We start from the raw sequence: 19,527 nt of genomic DNA, 5'->3' as shown, positions 1-19,527 counted from the left end.
TATTTTTACCTGAAATTAATCTATCATTAATTGTTGAAAGGGAATCAATATGTACTTTATTATTTTCTAAAGTTTTTTTTGAAGATAATTCTCCACAAGAGAAAATACTAGTTAAGAATAATGAGCAAATAATTATAAGGTATTTTCTTTCCATTAAAAGAGGGATTTAATTTACAGCTAACGTATAGGTAACAAAACATGTTGTGTTGTCCATAGGTAAGCAATAATATAAATTTAGTAAATTTTCATTATTTAAAATATTAACATTAAAAACATGCTTTAATAAACGGTGAAATCTCGGAGGTAATTAATCTACCTCTCAAACCAAACTAGTAGAGTACACTCTATTAAAAATACTTGAAAAATAAATAACAAGAATCACAAATGGGAGTCTCTAAGTCTAGAATAATACCAAATTAAAGTAGAAAAGTGTTTTTTTTACCTCAGTTCTTTGTTGAGCAAGGTTTTAGGCTTTAAAAAAGGAGATCTTACTTATTTCAACTATATGCCTAACCAAGTATTGAATTCTCCAGTGTTATTTTGACTTGTCCTTACTATTTTACTCTTAGAGTTTAAATATATGGACACGGTGTTTTTAGTATACCTTTCTATCTTGTCAATAAATTTACGCTGCACACTTTCGCTGCGATTAATTCTAAAAAACTTTTTAGGATCTAAAAAAAGTTCTATGTCTTTAAAAACTGTTTGAGGCATTATATGCCGCTTGTTCCTTTTATCAAACGCAAAAATGATTCCGTTGTCTGCTTGAAAACAAACAATATCTTCCACTTTTAGAAAGTAGATTTCCTTGTGTGTTTTTATGGCGAACTGGTCTTTGTAATCTTGACTGCCTTTTAATAAATGATGTATGGTGCCTATTAATTCACTATAGTTTACTGATGAACTCCCTTTTAACCGGATAAATTTATCCCAAGCGTTCGAAAATCGTTCAACCGAATATGGCTTTAAAAGATAGTCTATGCCATTAGCTTCAAATGCGTTCATTAAAAACTCATTATAGGCCGTGGCAAAAATAATTGGGCAATTTATGGACACCTCATTATACACTTCGAAAACGTTCCCATCTCTTAATTCTATGTCAGAAAAAATAAGGTCAATATGATGCGTTTGCGTTAAAAAAGACTTTGCCTCTGCAACAGTTTCTAATTCAGCTACAATTTCATAGGAACTACAAGCCTGCTTAATATATCTTTTAAGTTTTTTCCTAGCAGGAGCTTCATCTTCAATTATAAGAACTTTATACATCTTCATTCTGATTTATAAATGGCAAAGTCACTTTAAAATGAGTGTCATTGTCTTCAATGGCGATGTCAGTACTTCCTAATAAAGCAAATTGGGTAGACAGATTTTTAAGTGCTCTGCCACCAGTTGCTTTTTTATGCTGCTTTGTCATCTTATTATTAGTGACCTGAATATTTTCACTAATGGAAATATGAATATGCACAGGGTTTTCTATTAATCCTAAATTGTGTTCTATAGCATTTTCTACTAATACCTGTAAACAAAAGGGAGGAACTAATGCCTCTGACTCTATATTTTCTGGATTGATTTCTAAGGAATAATAACCCAAATATTTTTCTTCCATTAGTTTAAAATAACTTTTTGTAAACTGAATCTCTTCCTTTAAGGATACTAGTTTTTTTTCTGATGTGATTAAAGAATAACGGTATAGCTCTGAAAAATGATGTAGAAAATGACTTGCTTTATCTTTGTCTTCTTCAATAAGTTGATCTAGTGTATTGAGATTATTAAACAGAAAGTGCGGGTTTAACTGTGCCTTGAGCTGCTGAATTTTACTCGATGCCAGTGCTTTCTCATAGTCATTCATCTCAACTCTATAGGCAGCATTTTCCTTTGAATACAAGTAGGCTAAATATAGGCTGCCGAATAATATGAATTGAATACCACCGCTGATATTGTTGGAGATTAAGGTTTGGTAATTAAAATTTCTGGACACAGTATCAAATACCGTTGCGATTATAAACCCTATGATATTTGATGCACAAATGTATCCTATGAATGTGATGCCAAAGTACTTTAAATAGTCTTTAAGGCTATTGACTTTTTGCACATCCTTCTTACGCATATAGTTGAGGGTAACTTTTATAAAAATAAATATAATAAAAGCTGTTAAAAATTGTGCGATTGGTCCGTCCGGTAAAAAAAGCATGTCAAGGTTTCGACCAGCTGTAAGTCTTCCACGAACAACAATTGCATAGTTCATGAGAAAAACAAATAGAATAAAGTATGTATTAATCTGTAAGTAGTTTAAAAGCTTTTTCATTGGAATGAAAATTAAGAAACTTCCTTGAAACAGAGCTGTTATGTTTCAAGGAAGTTTTAGAGTCCTATAAAATTATTCTGGCCATGAGTTGGTGACGTTACCTTGATCATCATAAACTTCTAGTTTTACGTTATTGCTTTTATCAACATAAAACATAGCTTTTGTTTTTCCGTTATCTCCAAATAGAAATAACCCATTATTTTGACTTCCAGTTTTTCCCAGCATTATCCTTGGCGTCCCCCCTATAAGTCCTTGATCTGAATATTCTCTATATTTTTTTCTTCTTAATTTTTTGTCTTTAATACTATCTATTTCTGCCATTATCTTATCATGTTCTTCCCGAGAAACATTTGCAGTACGGTCGCTAAACATTAAAGCACTCGACACCCTTCTTTCATCTCCTCTTTCTTCATCAGTTGTTAAGAGTTGCATCACCTGGTCGCCGTCATATCGATCATATGTTAATGAAAGTCCAGAACTGTGTCCTTTTTCATTTTTGGTGCCGTCATATATTAAACCGCCACATTCAAGACCATCTTCATTAAAATATAACATTCCTGATCGCTTTTTTCTGTTTTTATTTGTAGCCATATTATTGATTTTAGTTTCTCCATTTGGAAACTGTTCTACATTGGTAATTATCATTTTAACAGTACCGTCAGCTTCTACAATATTGATGCGCTCTACATCAATAGTTCCAAATTTTTGATTTTCATTTGTTTTAAAAGCAAACAATAATATTACTGCCATAATAGCTACTGTGCTGACTGTAAATGTTCTTAGAATTACTAGTTCCCGATTTAATTTTTTCATGATCTCTATTTTTAATTATTTAATTATTTGAGACAATGGTAGAACTATAATCACAACTCGACAAGAACTATATAAGGAGTGCAGGAAAAAATGAGTTGAAGTAAGGAATAAATATGTTGAGTGGTTTTCTAAAAATTTACTTAAATCATTAAGTGTAAAATTTCACCACATGGTTAATGAAATTTCGAGGAACTGAATTTTAAACACGGGCATGAGATTAATTGTTATGTGTTTGCTTAAAGATTAGTCACCTAGTTAAGCAACTGAATGAGTAAACAAATACTTACCAAAGAAAATTCCTAGGAAATTTTCCAGATCATCAATGTCCAGAGTAGTCAATTATACAGCGTGTTGCTAGTCGTTTTTATTTAGAATATTCTTCCACTTTTAAATGTATTCCAATTCCTACATTATATTTTGCTCTTCTATCATTCCATTCAACATCAACATTATTTCTCCAGATAAAAGGACCACTGAATAATTTGGAAGAAAATCTAATTTGTTTATTTTCTTCTTCAATATTTATATCATTTTCTAGATGAATACATTCTATTGATACTATAAAGTCATTTTCAAAAGATAAATATTGATCTGAAACATCAACTTTAACCAATCCCATTTTAGTGATTTCAACAAGATTATCAACTTCATTTATTTTCAATAAAATCTATATGATCATTTTTAATAGTGTAAAAATTGAGTCTAAAAGTTGCAGATTTATATCCAAGTTCAGCTATGTTAAATTGAATATTTTTCACGTCATATTTTTATTTTTTTCATCTCAATTTTTTTACCAATTCCTGTGCCTAAGCTTTTGGAAAGGAAATTAACTAGAATCATTTTTGTTTTAGTTTTAGATCCAGTAATTTTTTCTTTAATTTTTTTTTCATTAGAATCAATAACTTCCTTTAAACTCTCAACTTTAGAGATGAGTTGGATAGAATTTAGTTCTAATTGATTTTTGATTATTTTTTTTTCAAAATTTAAATGTGAAAAAATTAAAGAATAATTCTCTTTTAATAATGAGTTTTTAAAAGAAAATAGTCCTTTCACAGTACCCACTGTTCCAATAGAGGTCCCTTTTATTGAGATGTTTACATATGCTATCCCATTTCCAAATTCATCTACACATTTTCCCTTTAGTTGAGAATAAGAAGTTGAAACAAAAAACAAGCATGCAGAAAGCAGTGATTTAGCGTACTATTTCATTTTTTATAATAGTTTGTAATAAGACAAAATAATTTAGAATTTGTTACGATTTAGCAATTGGTTGTTAAATTACTGACGTCTTATAACATAAGGCAGTTAGAGCGGTAAAAACGATAAGTCTTTAATTTTAAACTGGGCCAAAATAATGTACCTCAATTTTAATTTATTCATTCTTAAAAGCCAAATCAAAAATATTTGTTAGTGCTTATAAATAGCAACAAACTTTCCTAAAGAATAGAACGCCCTCTCTGCTGTGCGCAATTTTATATTCAGGTCTCCTAATTTTTTTTCATCTTATTATAATCCGAATTAATTTAAAATCCTTTTTGAATTTCATTCACTATTAAAACATAATCTTAAAAGTCTTATTGCCTGTTTTTACTGTTTTGAGAATACAGGCCTATCCCCTCTTTGACACTATTTTTGGTTTCTTATAGCGGCTTACTCCCATTGGTCATGAAAATGCTTCCCCTCTCCCCCACTGTTTCACACTGTATCTTCAGAAATGATTTGAAATAATTTTAAGATATTTATCCTTTTAATTATAAATTATCGCGTACATTTAGTTTGTAAATTTTAGGAGTAGCTATTAAGTTAGTTTGAGAAAAATCCTTAGAACCTGATTTGGTTAATACCAACGTAGGAAAAAGTTACTTAGATTTAGTTATTCAGAAACTACTTCTCTCAGGTTTACAGTATTATTTTTTAAATATAATCACTATAAAAGTAAACCAAGAAACTCATCATTTTTCAGAAATCTTAAAGGCAATTCCCCAAGTTCGTCCTATAATTATAAATACGAATTGGATAGCCATCGCTGCAAGTAGCCCTGTTTTTAAGAAAATAGATTGGTCTTTTAGAGTACTTCAAAATAGTGATGAAATGCTAATTGGTATACCCACATCAGGAGGTTAACCAATTAGTCCTTAAACCTTGTAAACTATTTAATTGATCTAAGATAAAATGAAAAAGAAAGACACTGCACCAAGTAAAAATGGGATTACAAGACAAGCATTTCCAAATTCAAAAAAAGTATATGTATCAGGAAAAATTCACCCACAGATCAGTGTGGCCATGCGTGAGATCTTATTGAGTGACACCAAAGATTCGAGGACAAAAAAGAAAACACCAAATCAGCCAATAACTGTTTATGATACTTCAGGACCATATACAGATCCAGATAAAAAAATAGATGTGCACATCGGCATTGACAGAATTCGTGAACAATGGATTTTAGATAGAAATAATGTAGAGCGATTAGAAGGGTTTACTTCCGAATATTGCAACCAGCGGTTGAATGACAAAAGCTTGGACCACATGCGTTTCTCGTTATTAAAAAAACCCTTGCGTGCAAAAAAAGGAGAAAATGTAACGCAGTTGCACTACGCTAAAAAAGGAATTATCACACCTGAAATGGAATACATCGCTATTCGCGAAAATCAACGTATAGATGAAATGACTGAGATCCGAAAGCAACACAAAGGAGAACATTTTGGCGCTTCCATTCCAGATCGAATTACACCGGAATTTGTGCGGTCAGAAGTCGCCAGAGGACGTGCTGTAATTCCATCAAACATCAACCATCCAGAGGCAGAACCAATGATTTTAGGTAGAAATTTCTTGGTAAAAATAAATGCCAATATCGGTAACTCTGCTGTGACTTCCTCTATTGAAGAAGAAGTAGAAAAAGCGGTTTGGGCCTGTCGTTGGGGAGCAGATAATATAATGGATTTATCCACAGGAGAAAACATTCATGAAACTAGAGAGTGGATTGTACGTAACTCTCCTGTACCCGTTGGCACCGTGCCAATTTATCAAGCTTTAGAAAAAGTAAACGGAGTCGCGGAAGATTTAACCTGGGAAGTTTTTAGAGATACGCTGATAGAACAAGCTGAACAAGGCGTTGACTATTTTACAATTCATGCAGGCGTTTTACTACGGTATGTTCCAATGACAGCCAAGCGTGTGACCGGTATTGTTTCTCGTGGGGGCTCAATCATGGCAAAATGGTGTTTGGCACATCACAAAGAGAGTTTTTTATATACTCATTTTGAAGATATTTGTGAAATTCTAAAAACCTATGATGTTTCCCTTTCTTTGGGAGACGGTTTACGACCAGGATCTATTGCAGACGCTAATGATGAAGCTCAATTTGCAGAGTTAGAAACTTTAGGAGAACTGACAAAAATATCCAGAAAACACGAAGTTCAGTGTTTTATTGAAGGTCCAGGGCACGTGCCAATGCACATGATTAAAGAAAATATGGAAAAGCAAATAGAGCTTTGTGATGAGGCTCCTTTTTATACATTAGGACCTTTAACGACAGACATTGCTCCCGGGTACGACCATATTACTTCGGGCATTGGAGCCGCGATGATTGGTTGGTTTGGTTGCGCAATGTTGTGTTATGTAACACCAAAAGAGCATTTAGGCTTGCCAAATAAAGAAGATGTTCGAGTCGGAGTCATCACTTACAAAATAGCGGCACATGCTGCTGATTTGGCAAAAGGACATCCTGGAGCGCAACATAGAGACAATGCCTTAAGTATTGCGCGTTTTGAGTTCCGTTGGGAAGATCAGTTTAATTTAGGATTAGACCCAGAGCGCGCCTTAGAATACCACGATGAAACTTTACCTGCAGATGGCGCAAAAGTGGCGCATTTCTGCTCTATGTGTGGTCCGAAGTTCTGTTCTATGAAAATCTCTCAGGAAGTGCGGGACTTTGCCGCAGAAAACGACATTGTAGACAATGAAGTCATCGTCAAAGGCATGAAAGCTAAGTCGGAAGAGTTTAAAGAAAAAGGATCTGAAGTGTATTTGTAAGATTTATAGGAAGTTCCCACGCTTTAAAAAGAGCGTGGTCGGGCTTTCCTTTTTATCTTTTGCCAAAAAGGCAAAAGGATGCCAATACAATCCCTAACTCATGCATAGTTAAATTTATAATGACGTATAAATAAATTTAATTATACAACGACGCAGCTCAGATTTTGTGCTGGATTAAAGTTGAAATAATTAGCATAGCCTTTATCGGGGAATTGGTTTTGATAAAAACCAATTTAAAAAGCCTGTACCGAATTTAGTTCAGTGCAGGCTTTTTATTACGACACCATAGGTTTAGATTGGTATTACCACTAAAATAATGATCTCCCAATAAAATTATGTTTTATTAATCAAGTGATATTTCAATTTATTGAAGTATATTTAATCTTAATACATGTTTTAAGGCAGCTATAAGCTAGCCAGTAAGGGTACTTCCACATTCGTGTGGTGTACCCTTCTTTATGATAATTATTTTCATAAGAATTTCGGTTTCTATCTTTTACAAAAATAAGACCAAGCATTTTTCTCCTTACAGTTATCAGCGCTTTCATTTTGATTTTGCTTTTTAAGAGGAGTTTAAACTATAAGTCTTTATGAGATTGATTATATTTTATAGAGAAATGGAATATTCATTTCTGTTCTTAAAGGCCTATTTCTTCTTTTTGATATTCGAAATTTATCTTTTATTGATGTTCCAGACTGTTTTTCTATTTAACTTTCTCATCCAATTCCCTATTATAGATCCTCCAATTATACCCTGTATAAACCAGCCATAAAAGCTAGGGAAATATTCGTTCACAACAACAAATGCCGTTGTGGTACAAATGTATCCTCCAATCATTTGGCTTAAATGTAATTTTAACCATCCATTTCTTAATCGTTTAGGTTTTTTGAACAACATTAAATCTCTAATAGAAAATAGTATTCCAGTGATCGCAAAGACAACCAGAATGATATGTAAACTTTTTGTTATTAGAATCGGTAATAGAATCATTGATATTCCAGTTAAAATCATAAGTCCTAAAATCCATTTATCTTCTCTTAAATCCGTTTTTTCTATTTTAAAATTTAGAGTTCTTTTCCAAATCAAAATAAAATACAAACTAAAAACTCCGACTGCGACTAAAAAAGGGCCTTCGTGGTTTGGTTAAAATTCAACTGACATTGCGATAATTGCCAAAATTAGCATAGAGTAATAAAATAGGAGTCCAGATTTTTATGGACTAGAAATCCTTTTTCCGCAATCATTGAAACACATCCAGCCAATAGGATAATTCCCCCAAATCCTGAGTGAAATAATATTAAAATTTTAATCGTTTTTTCTAAAGCACTTTTCACCGATAAAGAAAAATATAATTTATTAGATGTTTGAGACGCTTGGGAAAGAGATGAACTTAATATTGATGACAACTCATACCACTTGTGGCTTTATCTGTGCGAATATCCAAAGTCTATAGTGACAAGGTAGTAGTAGTAGTATATATAAGTCTGGACTTCGCAATGCGCAAGCGATTGGTATTTTAATGGAAAACAACTTTCCAACTGCAGTATTAAACTTAAAAGGGGGTTGTTTTCTATAGATCTCTTACAAGGATTTAAAAAGAGCAATTGTAGTACAGGGTATTAAATTTTAAAATTAGTACAACAATTCAATGTAATAATAGCAATTAAAATAGAAATAATAAGATGTCAAGCTATAATAGTGAAAAATAAACACTTAGAATTTGTAAAATTGCTTAGAAAAAAGTATTTTTGCACCAAATTTAAGAAATTCGCATGCATCAAATTAGAAATATCGCTATCATAGCCCATGTCGATCATGGAAAAACAACCTTAGTAGACAAAATTATAGATCAAGCAAAAATTTTAGACGATCGTAAAGAGCGTAAAGATTTATTGCTAGATAATAATGACTTAGAACGTGAAAGAGGAATAACCATTCTTTCTAAGAACGTTTCTGTAATGTATAAAGGAACAAAAATCAATGTCATTGATACACCTGGTCACGCCGATTTCGGTGGAGAAGTAGAGCGTGTATTAAAAATGGCTGATGGTGTTTTATTATTAGTAGATGCATTTGAAGGGCCAATGCCACAAACTCGTTTTGTATTAGGTAAAGCCTTAGACTTAGGTTTAACTCCCATTGTTGTTGTCAATAAAGTAGACAAAGAAAACTGTACTCCGGATATCGTTCACGAAAAAGTTTTTGATTTAATGTTTGCATTAGATGCAACGGAAGAACAATTGGATTATGCAACCATTTACGGTTCTGCAAAGAATAATTGGATGAGTACAGATTGGAGAAATGAAACGGATAACATCATTCCTTTGTTAGATGCCGTTTTAGAATCTATTCCAGCAACTAAATACAATGAAGGAACACCACAAATGCAAATTACTTCTTTAGATTTTTCTTCTTTTACAGGTAGAATTGCTATCGGACGGGTATTCCGTGGAGATTTAGAAGCGGGTAAAGATTACACGTTATGTAAAGCTGGTGGTGTTACTAAAAAAGTTAGAATTAAAGAATTACACGTATTCGAAGGTTTGGGTAAAATACAAGTGGAAAAAGTACCCTGTGGAGATATTTGTGCAATTACGGGTCTTGATGGATTTGAAATTGGGGATACCATTGCAGATCTAGAAAATCCAGAAGCATTGCCAAGAACAGAAATAGACCAACCAACAATGAGTATGTTGTTTACAATTAACAATTCTCCTTTCTTCGGTAAAGAAGGAAAATTTGTTACTTCGCGTCATATTCGTGATCGTCTATTCAAAGAATTAGAAAAAAACTTAGCATTAAAAGTTGAAACCACTGATAGTGAAGATAAATTTAACGTTTTTGGACGTGGAGTTTTACACTTGTCTGTTTTAATTGAAACAATGCGTAGAGAAGGATACGAATTACAAGTGGGAAGACCACAAGTAATTATTAAAATGATTGACGGTAAGAAACACGAGCCAATGGAAACATTGTCTATTGATGTTCCTGAAGAAATGGCTTCAAGAGCTATTAATTTAGTATCCCTTAGAAAAGGAGACATGTTAATCATGGAACCTAAAGGGGATTTACAACACTTAGAATTTTCAATTCCTTCAAGAGGTTTGATCGGTCTAAGAAATAGAATTTTAACAGCAACAGCTGGTTCTGCAATTATTAACCACAGATTTAGTGAATATGCTCCCTATAAAGGAGATTTTACTGAGGAAGTAAAAGGAGCTATCATCTCTTCTGCAGCTGGTAAAGCAACAGGATATGCATTAAACCGTTTGCAAGATAGAGGTCGTTTCTTTATTGATGTAAATCAAGAGATTTATATCGGTCAAGTCATTGGCGAAAACAGTAAATCTGATGAGATGGCTGTAAACTTAATTAAAGGAAAGCAATTGACAAACATGCGTAAATCTGGTACAGATGAAGCTATGAAAATTGCACCGAAAGTAGATTTCTCTTTGGAGGAAAATATGGAATATATTAAGACTGATGAGTACTTAGAAGTAACTCCAAAAAGTTTAAGAATGCGTAAAATTGTCTTTAAAGGATAATTTTCAAAAATATAAATAGTAAAAAAGCTCAAGATTTGTTTCTTGAGCTTTTTTATTTTATATTTTAAAGTATTTAGTCTGACAATAAGTTTTAAATCCTAAGCTTACTGGAAGTATATAATTACTCCATCATTTTACTCATGCAATTTTCTGTTATATCGTTTCTACTGAAAATATGGCTTTTTAATTTTGGGTACTGTTTATATATAAAAATGCTTTTAATTCCAGTTTAGAAACAAAAATAGCAAAAAAACCCAAATTTTGTAGCTCTTACTTGTCTACTCTATTCGATATACGCTGGATTCGAGTCATACATGCAACTTCTGAGTTAAATAGTTTTTGATCCATTACAACTACAGGAGTTTCATAATTGACCCTTTTTTTAGGTCTTAAATTTAGTTTGTCTTGTATCTGCTTTGCTTAGTCATCAGTGATTTTTGTAAAGTTTGTTTTTTTAGGTAAATATTGTCTTATCAGTCCGTTTAGGTTTTCGTTTAAACCCCATTCACAGGAGTGATAAGGTCTTAAAATAATAATCAATAGTAAGCTCTTGCACTACCGCAAGGTCGTCTGCAAACTCTTTTCATTATCTACTGTAATAGTTTTCAAATAAGATTTCCAATCCTCTAATAAATCTATGATTGCTAACCCTACCCCTTTTGACTCTTTAGAAGACACTTTTTTCATTTTAAGCATTCCAGATCTTCTGTTATTAATTGTTAGAATAGCTTAATTGTGATTTTTACTTATTATTAAATCTCCCTCAAGATCTCTAAAGCAATCTCTGAGCTCCACTTTACTTGGTCGTTTTTTACACTGACCCTTTTTTATAATATCCCTAGAATCCTTTGCTACGCCTCTTTTAAGATAAAGCTTGCCTTAATGTTTTAAATGTTTATACAGGGTCCTTTATGTTTTTTATCATTCCAGATATAGTGATAAAGCTTTCAACACTTAGACTAGGTTCTTGGTGTTTCTTTAATATCCCTACTACTTGTTGGGGACTATAATCTAACTTTAAAAATCTTTATGAAGCTGTTTTTATTTCATTTGTAAAACAAATCTGTTTAAGTTTTGTCTTATGTCTCTCACGACACTTCTTCACAGCTAATTCGTAGCTATATTCACCGCTTCTATGATCCTTATTACGCTTTAGCTCTCGACTAATTACTGGCTTCTCTTTGTCTACTGCAATAGCTCTCTGACTATAGCCTTTTTTGCCCCTTGCATATATTGTATATCTTTATTTTTTGGTAAGGTGATTCATCGCAACTTCTTTTTTAGCGATTTGACGTTTTAAAAATAACCTTTACATCAAAACAAGAAAGAGGAACATATTCCTCTTTCTTGTTTTAAATGCATCTTTACTAACCCAATCTAAAAGTTGTTCTTATGACTTGAAATCAAGAGGGCAGCAAAAAAAACTCCCAAACACTAGTGCTTGGGAGTTTAAAAAAAATAAATACTTCAAGGAAAATTAATCAATAATCAATTTATAAGATTGTTCTTGATCGTTGTCTACCTGCTTTATTCTAATAAAATACATACCATTGCTTAAATTAGAAATATCTAGGGTTTCGGTTGTATCTATCGCTTTATGGTTGAGCACGACCTTTCCTAGCATATTGTAAATGGTGATATGCTCTATATTAATTTTAGACTCAATATGTACTAAATGATGAGCTGGATTTGGATAAACAATAATTTTAATGCTTTCAAATCGTTCGGTAGAAAGCGTTCCTAAATCATAATTTATGATGAGTTGTGGCGCATTATTTCCCTCAAAGGAATCTGCTTCTCTTTCTCCTGTTCCAGAAAAAACAAATGCAATTGGATTTAATAATTGCCAATTAGATTCCTGTAAAACACCTTCAACTAATGTTTTTAAATCGGGCGTTCTCTGGTCTAAGGTAGCATCACCCTCATTAACCCAAGCAGGAATATCACTCCATTGTACTGTATTATTTAAAAGTGTTCTACTTGATATATCAAAATCTGTGTCTGTAAACTCTAATGAGTTAGCGTTAGCCTCAGCTGCAATATTCAGATTAGTAGTTCCATCATTATCATCATCTACTGTAAATTGAATATAAGCGCTTGTTATGGTCGCATTTGCAGGTAATTGAATATCGGTAAATCTCAGTCCTACTAATTGCTCTACGGAGCCACTTTCAAAGGTTAATTCTAGATCCGTACTGGTTAAAGATATAACGCCGTTGCTCACTTCTTCCTCGGCATCATTTGCACTGTTTATCACGCCATAGATTAATGTCCCTGTTTCTGGTATTCCAGCACAATTACAGTTGCCATCTTCTATATCAAAAAGAGTGCTTGCATCACCATCATCGCAAGTTGTTCCAAATGCAGGGCAAGGATCTGAGAATCTGTAAAATAACTTTAGAACAGGCCCTACTGCATTACCATCCTTAGACTCTGCCACGCGTTTTCCGCTACCAGAAAAAATGAATGTCATTGCATTTCCGGAACTCCAACCGTTTTGAGCTCTTATCTCGTTGATCATATTTGTTAGATATGGAGTTCTTTGGTTGATACCTTCTTCCCCGACAAGATCCCATAATGAAATAGTATTCCAATCTACCTGACTGCTGGTTAAGGCTCTTAAGGATATATTAGAATTACTATCTATAAATGTACTGCTATCATCAGCAAGCTCACCGTTGATAATTAAATTAGTTGGGTCTTGATCAGAGTCGTCTTCGTCTGTTTGAAATTGAATATATGCGCGGTACAAAAAAGCATCGTCGGGTAAGTTCACGTTATTATATCTTACACCTACCACTTGATCTTCACCATCCCAAATGAGTTCTAAATCGCTACTAGTAATATCTAGCACTCCAGTTGAAAGCACTTCTTCTGCGTCATCGCTACTCGTGTTTACAACAATATCATTTTCAATAAGGTCTAGGGTAGAGAGACCTATGCAGTTACAAAAGCCATCTTCTTCGTCATTTACAGTAGTTTCATCATCGTCATCGCATGGCGTCCCTTCCTCTGGACACGTATTGTTGAGGGTGTAGGTAATGATAAGTTGGGGTGCAGCATCTGAGCTACCATCATAAGATTCGGCTGTTCGTTTTCCCTCACCTTGCATAATAAAGGTCATAGGATTAAAAATAGACCAAGTACTCTGCTCGATTATTTCTTGAACGATAGTTCTTAAGTTCGGTGTTTTTTGGTCATCTGTAGCATCTCCTACGGTATTCCAAGAAGGAATATTTTGCCATTGCACAGCGGTAAATGTCTGTGGCCTTCCAGTGATATCAAATAGCACACTTTCTGAAAAAGTAGTACTGCTCGAAGACAATTCGCCTTTAATAAGCAAATTAGTAGGGTCACTTCCTGTTTCATCCGTGGTAAATTGTATTCGTGCATCTAGAACAGAAGCATTTTCCGGCAAGCCTACGCTACCGAATCGTATGCCAATAGTTTGGTTGTTTTGACCCGCAAAAGCGTCAAAAACCAATTCCAAATCAGAGCTTGTAGTGTACATCACACCTTCTGTTTCTGATTCCTCAGCATCATCTGTTGACTCAGTAACTTGAAAAGTGAGATTTCCTGACTCCTGTAAACCTATACAATTACAATTGCCATCTTCTACATCTAAAACCGTCAACGGGTCTAAGTCATCACAGGCAGTTCCTGCTTCTGGACATGGCTCTTGATAAAATAATTTTAATACAGGTGGTTGTTCCGAGTCAAACGACTTTGCAACTCTTTTACCTTGTCCAGAAAATATAAAAGACACAGCGTTTCCTGAGGTCCAGATGGTCTGGTTAATTATTTCGTTTACGATTGTATTCAAATAGGGTGTTCTTTGATTAATCCCTGCTTCATCTATGATATTCCAGGTATCTATCTCACTCCACGACACAGAGTTTTGTGTCAAGGTTCTGGAAGAAATATCATTAAGTTGAGTTGAAAAGGAGGCACTTGTTCCTGTAAGTTCTCCATGAATCATTAAATTGGTGGGATCTTGACCCGCTGCTGTGCTCCCCGTTTCAAATTGAATATAGGCCCGATGAATAGTTGAGCCGCTCGGTATTTGAATATTTTCGAATCTAACTCCTACAATTTGATCTGTGCTATCATAAATGAATTCTAATTCTGCATGAGAGGTATTTACACTGCCGGATACTAGATCCTCTTCAGCGTCGTCACTAGAATTAGCCACTAAAATTGTTTCTTGAACTAAATCTTCTGCTCGTACTCCTTCACAATTACAAAAGCCATCTTCTTCATCAATGATAGTTAAAGGGTCATTATCATCACAAGCTGTACCTACTACATTGCAATTATTATCTAGACTATTAGATATGATAACCACAGCACCAGTAGGTGGTGTAAATACATCTAAATTTGATGGCAGCGTAAAAGGATCATTATTAGCAACCTCTCCTACGAGGTCTGCATTATTTACAATAATGGTTCTTAGTTTAATTTCATCTGGGTAAACAAATATTAATTTGAATTGATTAAAAGAGCCTGAGCTTCTGGTCCAGCTTTTGTCATCGTTATTAGGTCTTAAAGGAGCTCCCCAGCAACCTTCTCCTGTATAAACCGTTCCATTGAGTTGATCTATCACAAAACCTTCATCGTTTCCTGAACTTGAGGAAGGTTTAATAGGCCAGGTGGTTTTTGCCATGTGAGAATCACAATCTACTACTAGTCTCACTTCTTCATCAAAAAATAACTGCGCCCAAGCGCCATATTCATTATTCCCCTCAGATTTACCTGCTGTATGAGGTCTCATAGGTTTATGGTATTGAGCCATCTTCCAAGTATGTCCCGTGGAGTTCGTGAGATCATTCTCTAACCAGGTCAGTTGATTTCCTAAAACTGAAATTTCAGAATTTAAGGTGTAGGTTCTTAGCAAATCATTTCCAAAAGTGAGCGCGTAATAAGACTCTGTAGTTGGAGTGTCAAACAGGTTATAAATAACTATTGGGTTTTCATGATTCCCTCTTGCAGGAACGATTGGAAACATTCTACCATCCGTTGCTGTAGTAAGTTGCCAGTCATCAAACCAGTCTTGCCACTCTTGGTCAGTATCATCATCGGTCATATCACCACCGAACAGAACGGCATTCGGTTTTAGCTTACTGACTAGCTTATTTGCATTTTGTCTAGGTGTTCTGTTATTTCTGGAATCTCCACCAGCTATAAAAGACAAAGGACTACTATCATCCGTCGAAGTTTTAAACCAGTAACGTTGACTTACTCCTCGACTATCAGAAATTACAAAGTAATACTTAGTGTCTGGACTTAGATCAATAAGACGTACAAACCTGTTATCCATACCCCTATACACTATTGCTCTGTCCTCCGTTTGAGAAAAGGTATATGCAGATGTGTTGGTCCCATGATCAATAATATCATAATAAACAGTTGGATTTAAACCTGATATTTGATTCCATGCTACGGTGATCGTAGTTGCTGGATCATCTACTAGAATAAGTCGGTACTTGTCATTGTTTGCAACAACAGAAAATGTCATCAAACAAAATACAAAAAAGAAAAGTAATTTAGTTTTCATTAGTAAGTAATTTAAAAGTTAGAGTGTGAGTTTTAGGTAGAAGTAAATAAATAATTAAAGGCACTAAAGCATGTGGCAATCTATAAAGGGTGAGGTATGTGCTGTTGTGTAACGACGACCAAAAAAAATCTGGATTAAATCCAGATACAAGCCTCGCTGCTGCGGTTAAAAATCCCCAGATCATTACGTATACAAGCGTTGGTCTGGCTAACTTGGGAATGAATATAAATATGGAAACAATAATATCAAAGACACCTACTAAAAACAAGAGTTGAGTTGCCTGAGCTTCATTAACTCCTAAAATTTTTATGGTCATGTCTATAAAATGTCCAGGGACGTAGAAGAGTCCCATGGCAAAAAGACCATGCGGAATAAAAGTTAATGCTACTGCTATTTTAAGCCATTTAGAAAGTTTTGATACATCCATGTTCTTTAAAGAGGCATTGAAAAATATAACTAATGGAACGATCAGTTGGATGCTCAGTTCAAATAATTGAAGGATGTCGTAGTTTTTTGATTTAACCATACAGATTCCCATAAAAAACAACAAGAAAATACCAGTCCCAAGAATTGTCTTTTTTAAAATGTAAAGTCTTATTTGATGCCAAAAAAGGCAAAGTAAAGCACAAACTATAAAGACTACACTACTTAAAATGGTGAGGTTTTCTATGAATGTATTGACCTTTAAGTTGGTCGCATATTCTTGCCAAGAATAATTAAATAGCCCTTCTACAACAGGTGACAAAAGACTTTCGTCCCAAAATATAGCTCTGTAAGGAGCTCCAAAAAAGAAAAATTGATACCCTCTACCAAAGAATATTAAAAATGCTGAAAAGTTTATAAGATACCTAAACATAAAACAAGAAATAATAAGTTAGGTAAATGTATTTGCATCCATTTATCTTTAGATTATTACAAAGTTGTCAGTTTATTAACTAATCGTAAATAAAGTTATGTCCTAGGTTAACTCCATTTTAAAGAGTTTAAATAAAGGTATCGATATTTCTTCTTTAAATAGGATTGATTGTAGAGTTGAAGGGGTGTAACTAAGAGAATTTTGAGGCAAACACAAGTATTCGACAGTTTTTAAATCAATAGCAAAAACCATTTATAATACCAATTTAGTTATTAAAAGCCTTTAGAAAATGATGATTTCCTGTTATAGATGTAATGGTTTCAGGTTTAATTTCGCAGACCATTTCGCTTAGCCACTCTTTTAAACTTTTCATCGACTCGAATCTTTGATTTTAAATCAATTTTTAATGTATTGCCAGACTTGTTCGTACGGGTTTAGTTAAGGATTGTATGGGGGTTTTCTTAGCAGAACTATATTTTGTGATACCAATATATTTTTTGTGGAATGAAATCCTGCATCATCAATCACTATAATTTTATATTCCCTTGGATTATGTGTTGAAAACTCTCGCAGATAGACTTGAAATAGGTCAGTGCTTACACCGTTTATTTCCCAAACAAAAGAGTCTCTATTTATTGGCGAGTAACTGTCGTATAGATAGGTAGTCTTAAAGATATGGTGGTATGTCACTATTGGCTAAATCCCATTTGATTGCTTGTGTCCAAAAGATTAAACTCGTATAATTTCATTAATCTGTTTAAATTAGTTAACAGAAGTATTCAAATGTTGATTACCTTATAGAGTTGGTATGCAAAGAAAATCTAAAGTTGATCTTTCTTTACCTATTAGTTCAGTTATTATTCCTAATACTTTTCTTTAAGTTCTTTTTCAATTATTTCTATTAACTTATTGGTGTCTTCTTTTAATTCGATGCATTTATTTAAATCGAGGCTTTGATTAATGCGAAATTTTTCAACACCCCGTTGTAAATCAATGTAATTTTTAGAATTCTTGTCAAAAACCCAAGGATAATTATGCAAACTAAATGTTTCTGGACTGAATTTATGGTCATTAATTAGCTTAATCATTGCTCGTTGATATAAATCAAGCCCTTTAATCCCGACATTCTTCCACATTTCGTTATAATATTTTTCACGCTCGTAACGTTTGTAATAATCTTTTACTGCTTTGATTAAGCTATCAGAACCAAATGAATATAATTTTCCAGTATTTAGAAGCTCTTCATAAGTGGCATCATTGAGATTTAATTGTGATGAACCTAAATACATATCATTATTTAATAAGAACTCATAATCTGATTTTTCTAAACCTTTCGAAAAGCGAGGTATAATGTACAGGCAATTTTTCACTACACTATCTAAGCCTATTTGTTCATTATTTGGAAGAACTAAAAAGTCTAATCTATTAATATTTGAATTCAATTCCTCAAGTAGTTTTATGAGATAAACCTCATTACTTTTTCCTAGGTTTCGCTCTATATTCCAAGCACTGATACTTATGGCTAATAAGATTCCGATGACTACAAGTATAATTTCTCCAATAGCATATTTTAAGTACTGTGCCGTTTTGTTCTTTTCTATAAGGTCGTATCGTATTTTTCTAAAGAATTTAATCATATTTTTCTTGCTATTATTTCCGAATCGGCTATTTTAGGTAAATACCAACTAGATATTTGATGTCGTTTTATAAAATTAAGTTTCGATCATCTAACGAATTTGATTATTATTTTATTGGTTCGTTATAACAAAGGCTGCCCTTATCATAAGGTTTGTGTGTCTTTGAAAGTATAAAACTTTTAGTTGGCACCTCGTTGATGAATTTACGAGCAACAATTTTATCCAAAAAAAACTTTTTTTTCATCGTTATTTGTACTTTTTTATTAATCTTATTGTAAATCTAGAGCAATCAGTTCTTTTATTTTGTTTGTACTAGTTAACATTTCCAAGAGATAATCCTTCACCAGCTTATCTGTATAATTTTTTAGACGAAGTCCTCCTTCAATCGTTAAAATAATTTCTGGAATATTATTTTCAACACCTAGTGATGTTTTTTTATTAAGTATTCTATTAAAACCTAATTGTGATTCTTTTACCATAGCATTCAAAAAGATTTCATAATTCCCTTTCGCAACTCTAAAAATTCGTTCCTGCTTTCGTTAAAGCTCTATGAGTGAATTACGAATTTGTGTGGGCATTAATTTCATGTCTCCTGTTGATTCTAATGTTTGAATCGTATTGGTATTAAAAGCTAAAATGCGAAAACTTAGAACAACTTTAGAAAGCTCTTTTACTACTTTTTTAGGAGCTAAATTAGATCTTGCTACGGTCTTAAAATATCGATTTGAAGTAGTGATGCAAGTATCTAAATATATTACTCGGGCATTAATGTTTTCTATTTCCT

Annotated in this window: 15 protein-coding genes and 1 riboswitch; of the genes, 3 read left to right on the top strand and 12 right to left on the bottom strand. The window is 33.2% G+C overall.

The genetic code is table 11. The features are described from left to right. Window positions 1–501 precede the first annotated feature (501 nt). From CXF67_RS02000 to CXF67_RS01980, 5 genes are all read right to left on the bottom strand, one after another. Window positions 502–1,266: a LytR/AlgR family response regulator transcription factor gene (locus tag CXF67_RS02000; protein WP_102087221.1), complete on the bottom strand. Its 765-nt coding sequence runs from the start codon at window positions 1,264–1,266 to the stop codon at window positions 502–504. Further along, window positions 1,259–2,305 (bottom strand): sensor histidine kinase, encoded by a 1,047-nt coding sequence (locus CXF67_RS01995; RefSeq protein WP_102087220.1) that lies wholly within the window; start codon window positions 2,303–2,305, stop codon window positions 1,259–1,261. Before CXF67_RS01995 ends, CXF67_RS02000 begins: the two co-directional genes overlap by 8 nt. A gap of 72 nt (window positions 2,306–2,377) precedes the next feature. Beyond that, window positions 2,378–3,118: a hypothetical protein gene (locus CXF67_RS01990; RefSeq protein WP_102087219.1), complete on the bottom strand. Its 741-nt coding sequence runs from the start codon at window positions 3,116–3,118 to the stop codon at window positions 2,378–2,380. A gap of 364 nt (window positions 3,119–3,482) precedes the next feature. Beyond that, the gene (locus CXF67_RS01985; protein ID WP_257984553.1) at window positions 3,483–3,779 is read right to left on the bottom strand and encodes a hypothetical protein; all 297 of its coding nucleotides are present in this window, start codon (window positions 3,777–3,779) and stop codon (window positions 3,483–3,485) included. Window positions 3,780–3,877: 98 nt separating this feature from the next. Continuing rightward, window positions 3,878–4,291, bottom strand: coding sequence for a carboxypeptidase-like regulatory domain-containing protein (locus tag CXF67_RS01980; RefSeq protein WP_257984552.1), 414 nt, complete (start codon window positions 4,289–4,291; stop codon window positions 3,878–3,880). Window positions 4,292–4,895: 604 nt separating this feature from the next. Further along, a riboswitch (TPP riboswitch) is annotated at window positions 4,896–4,990 on the top strand. On the opposite strand from CXF67_RS01980, the gene CXF67_RS01975 reads away from it, so the two are divergent. Beyond that, window positions 4,952–5,242, top strand: a complete 291-nt coding sequence (locus CXF67_RS01975) for a hypothetical protein (protein ID WP_257984551.1) — start codon at window positions 4,952–4,954, stop codon at window positions 5,240–5,242. Its footprint overlaps the riboswitch before it by 39 nt. A 48-nt stretch (window positions 5,243–5,290) precedes the next feature. Continuing rightward, window positions 5,291–7,150, top strand: coding sequence for a phosphomethylpyrimidine synthase ThiC (thiC, locus tag CXF67_RS01970; RefSeq protein WP_102087217.1), 1,860 nt, complete (start codon window positions 5,291–5,293; stop codon window positions 7,148–7,150). A 673-nt stretch (window positions 7,151–7,823) separates the two neighbouring features. Here the strand turns inward: thiC and CXF67_RS18565 are convergent. Continuing rightward, window positions 7,824–8,237: a SirB2 family protein gene (locus CXF67_RS18565; RefSeq protein ID WP_257984550.1), complete on the bottom strand. Its 414-nt coding sequence runs from the start codon at window positions 8,235–8,237 to the stop codon at window positions 7,824–7,826. A 686-nt stretch (window positions 8,238–8,923) separates the two neighbouring features. Here CXF67_RS18565 and typA point away from each other — a divergent pair. Continuing rightward, the gene (gene typA / locus CXF67_RS01960; RefSeq protein WP_102087216.1) at window positions 8,924–10,696 is read left to right on the top strand and encodes a translational GTPase TypA; all 1,773 of its coding nucleotides are present in this window, start codon (window positions 8,924–8,926) and stop codon (window positions 10,694–10,696) included. A gap of 555 nt (window positions 10,697–11,251) precedes the next feature. Here the strand turns inward: typA and CXF67_RS18560 are convergent. The 6 genes from CXF67_RS18560 to CXF67_RS18435 all read right to left on the bottom strand — a co-directional run. Continuing rightward, complete coding sequence (locus CXF67_RS18560; RefSeq protein ID WP_257984549.1) at window positions 11,252–11,383, bottom strand: hypothetical protein; 132 nt, start codon at window positions 11,381–11,383, stop codon at window positions 11,252–11,254. Window positions 11,384–12,173: 790 nt separating this feature from the next. Then, window positions 12,174–16,250: a T9SS type A sorting domain-containing protein gene (locus tag CXF67_RS01955; protein WP_102087215.1), complete on the bottom strand. Its 4,077-nt coding sequence runs from the start codon at window positions 16,248–16,250 to the stop codon at window positions 12,174–12,176. Then, a complete protein-coding gene (locus CXF67_RS01950; protein ID WP_102087214.1) occupies window positions 16,240–17,106 on the bottom strand; it encodes a hypothetical protein in 867 nt (288 codons plus the stop codon). The genes CXF67_RS01955 and CXF67_RS01950 overlap by 11 nt, the downstream gene beginning before the upstream one ends. Window positions 17,107–17,969: 863 nt before the next feature. Beyond that, complete coding sequence (locus tag CXF67_RS01940; RefSeq protein WP_102087213.1) at window positions 17,970–18,743, bottom strand: DUF6090 family protein; 774 nt, start codon at window positions 18,741–18,743, stop codon at window positions 17,970–17,972. A gap of 269 nt (window positions 18,744–19,012) precedes the next feature. Beyond that, on the bottom strand, window positions 19,013–19,222 hold the full coding sequence (locus tag CXF67_RS01935) for a hypothetical protein (RefSeq protein WP_102087212.1): 210 nt from the start codon (window positions 19,220–19,222) through the stop codon (window positions 19,013–19,015). A gap of 60 nt (window positions 19,223–19,282) precedes the next feature. Beyond that, window positions 19,283–19,527 (bottom strand): hypothetical protein (locus tag CXF67_RS18435; RefSeq protein ID WP_219621009.1); only part of this gene is annotated, 245 nt, incomplete at its 5' end.

The sequence above is a fragment of the Psychroflexus sp. MES1-P1E genome, from assembly GCF_002836055.1.
Classification (GTDB): Bacteria; Bacteroidota; Bacteroidia; order Flavobacteriales; family Flavobacteriaceae; genus Psychroflexus.
The sequence above is the reverse complement of the archived record's forward strand: the minus strand, read 5'-3'. Positions and strand labels throughout refer to the sequence as shown.

Coding starts and splice junctions, on each gene's coding strand:
- CXF67_RS02000 (WP_102087221.1), bottom strand. CDS start 1,266: ATGTATAAAGTTCTTATAATTGAAGATGAAGCTCCTGCTAGGAAAAAA.
- CXF67_RS01995 (WP_102087220.1), bottom strand. CDS start 2,305: ATGAAAAAGCTTTTAAACTACTTACAGATTAATACATACTTTATTCTA.
- CXF67_RS01990 (WP_102087219.1), bottom strand. CDS start 3,118: ATGAAAAAATTAAATCGGGAACTAGTAATTCTAAGAACATTTACAGTC.
- thiC (WP_102087217.1), top strand. CDS start 5,291: ATGAAAAAGAAAGACACTGCACCAAGTAAAAATGGGATTACAAGACAA.
- typA (WP_102087216.1), top strand. CDS start 8,924: ATGCATCAAATTAGAAATATCGCTATCATAGCCCATGTCGATCATGGA.
- CXF67_RS18560 (WP_257984549.1), bottom strand. CDS start 11,383: ATGAAAAAAGTGTCTTCTAAAGAGTCAAAAGGGGTAGGGTTAGCAATC.
- CXF67_RS01955 (WP_102087215.1), bottom strand. CDS start 16,250: ATGAAAACTAAATTACTTTTCTTTTTTGTATTTTGTTTGATGACATTT.
- CXF67_RS01950 (WP_102087214.1), bottom strand. CDS start 17,106: ATGTTTAGGTATCTTATAAACTTTTCAGCATTTTTAATATTCTTTGGT.
- CXF67_RS01940 (WP_102087213.1), bottom strand. CDS start 18,743: ATGATTAAATTCTTTAGAAAAATACGATACGACCTTATAGAAAAGAAC.
- CXF67_RS01935 (WP_102087212.1), bottom strand. CDS start 19,222: ATGGTAAAAGAATCACAATTAGGTTTTAATAGAATACTTAATAAAAAA.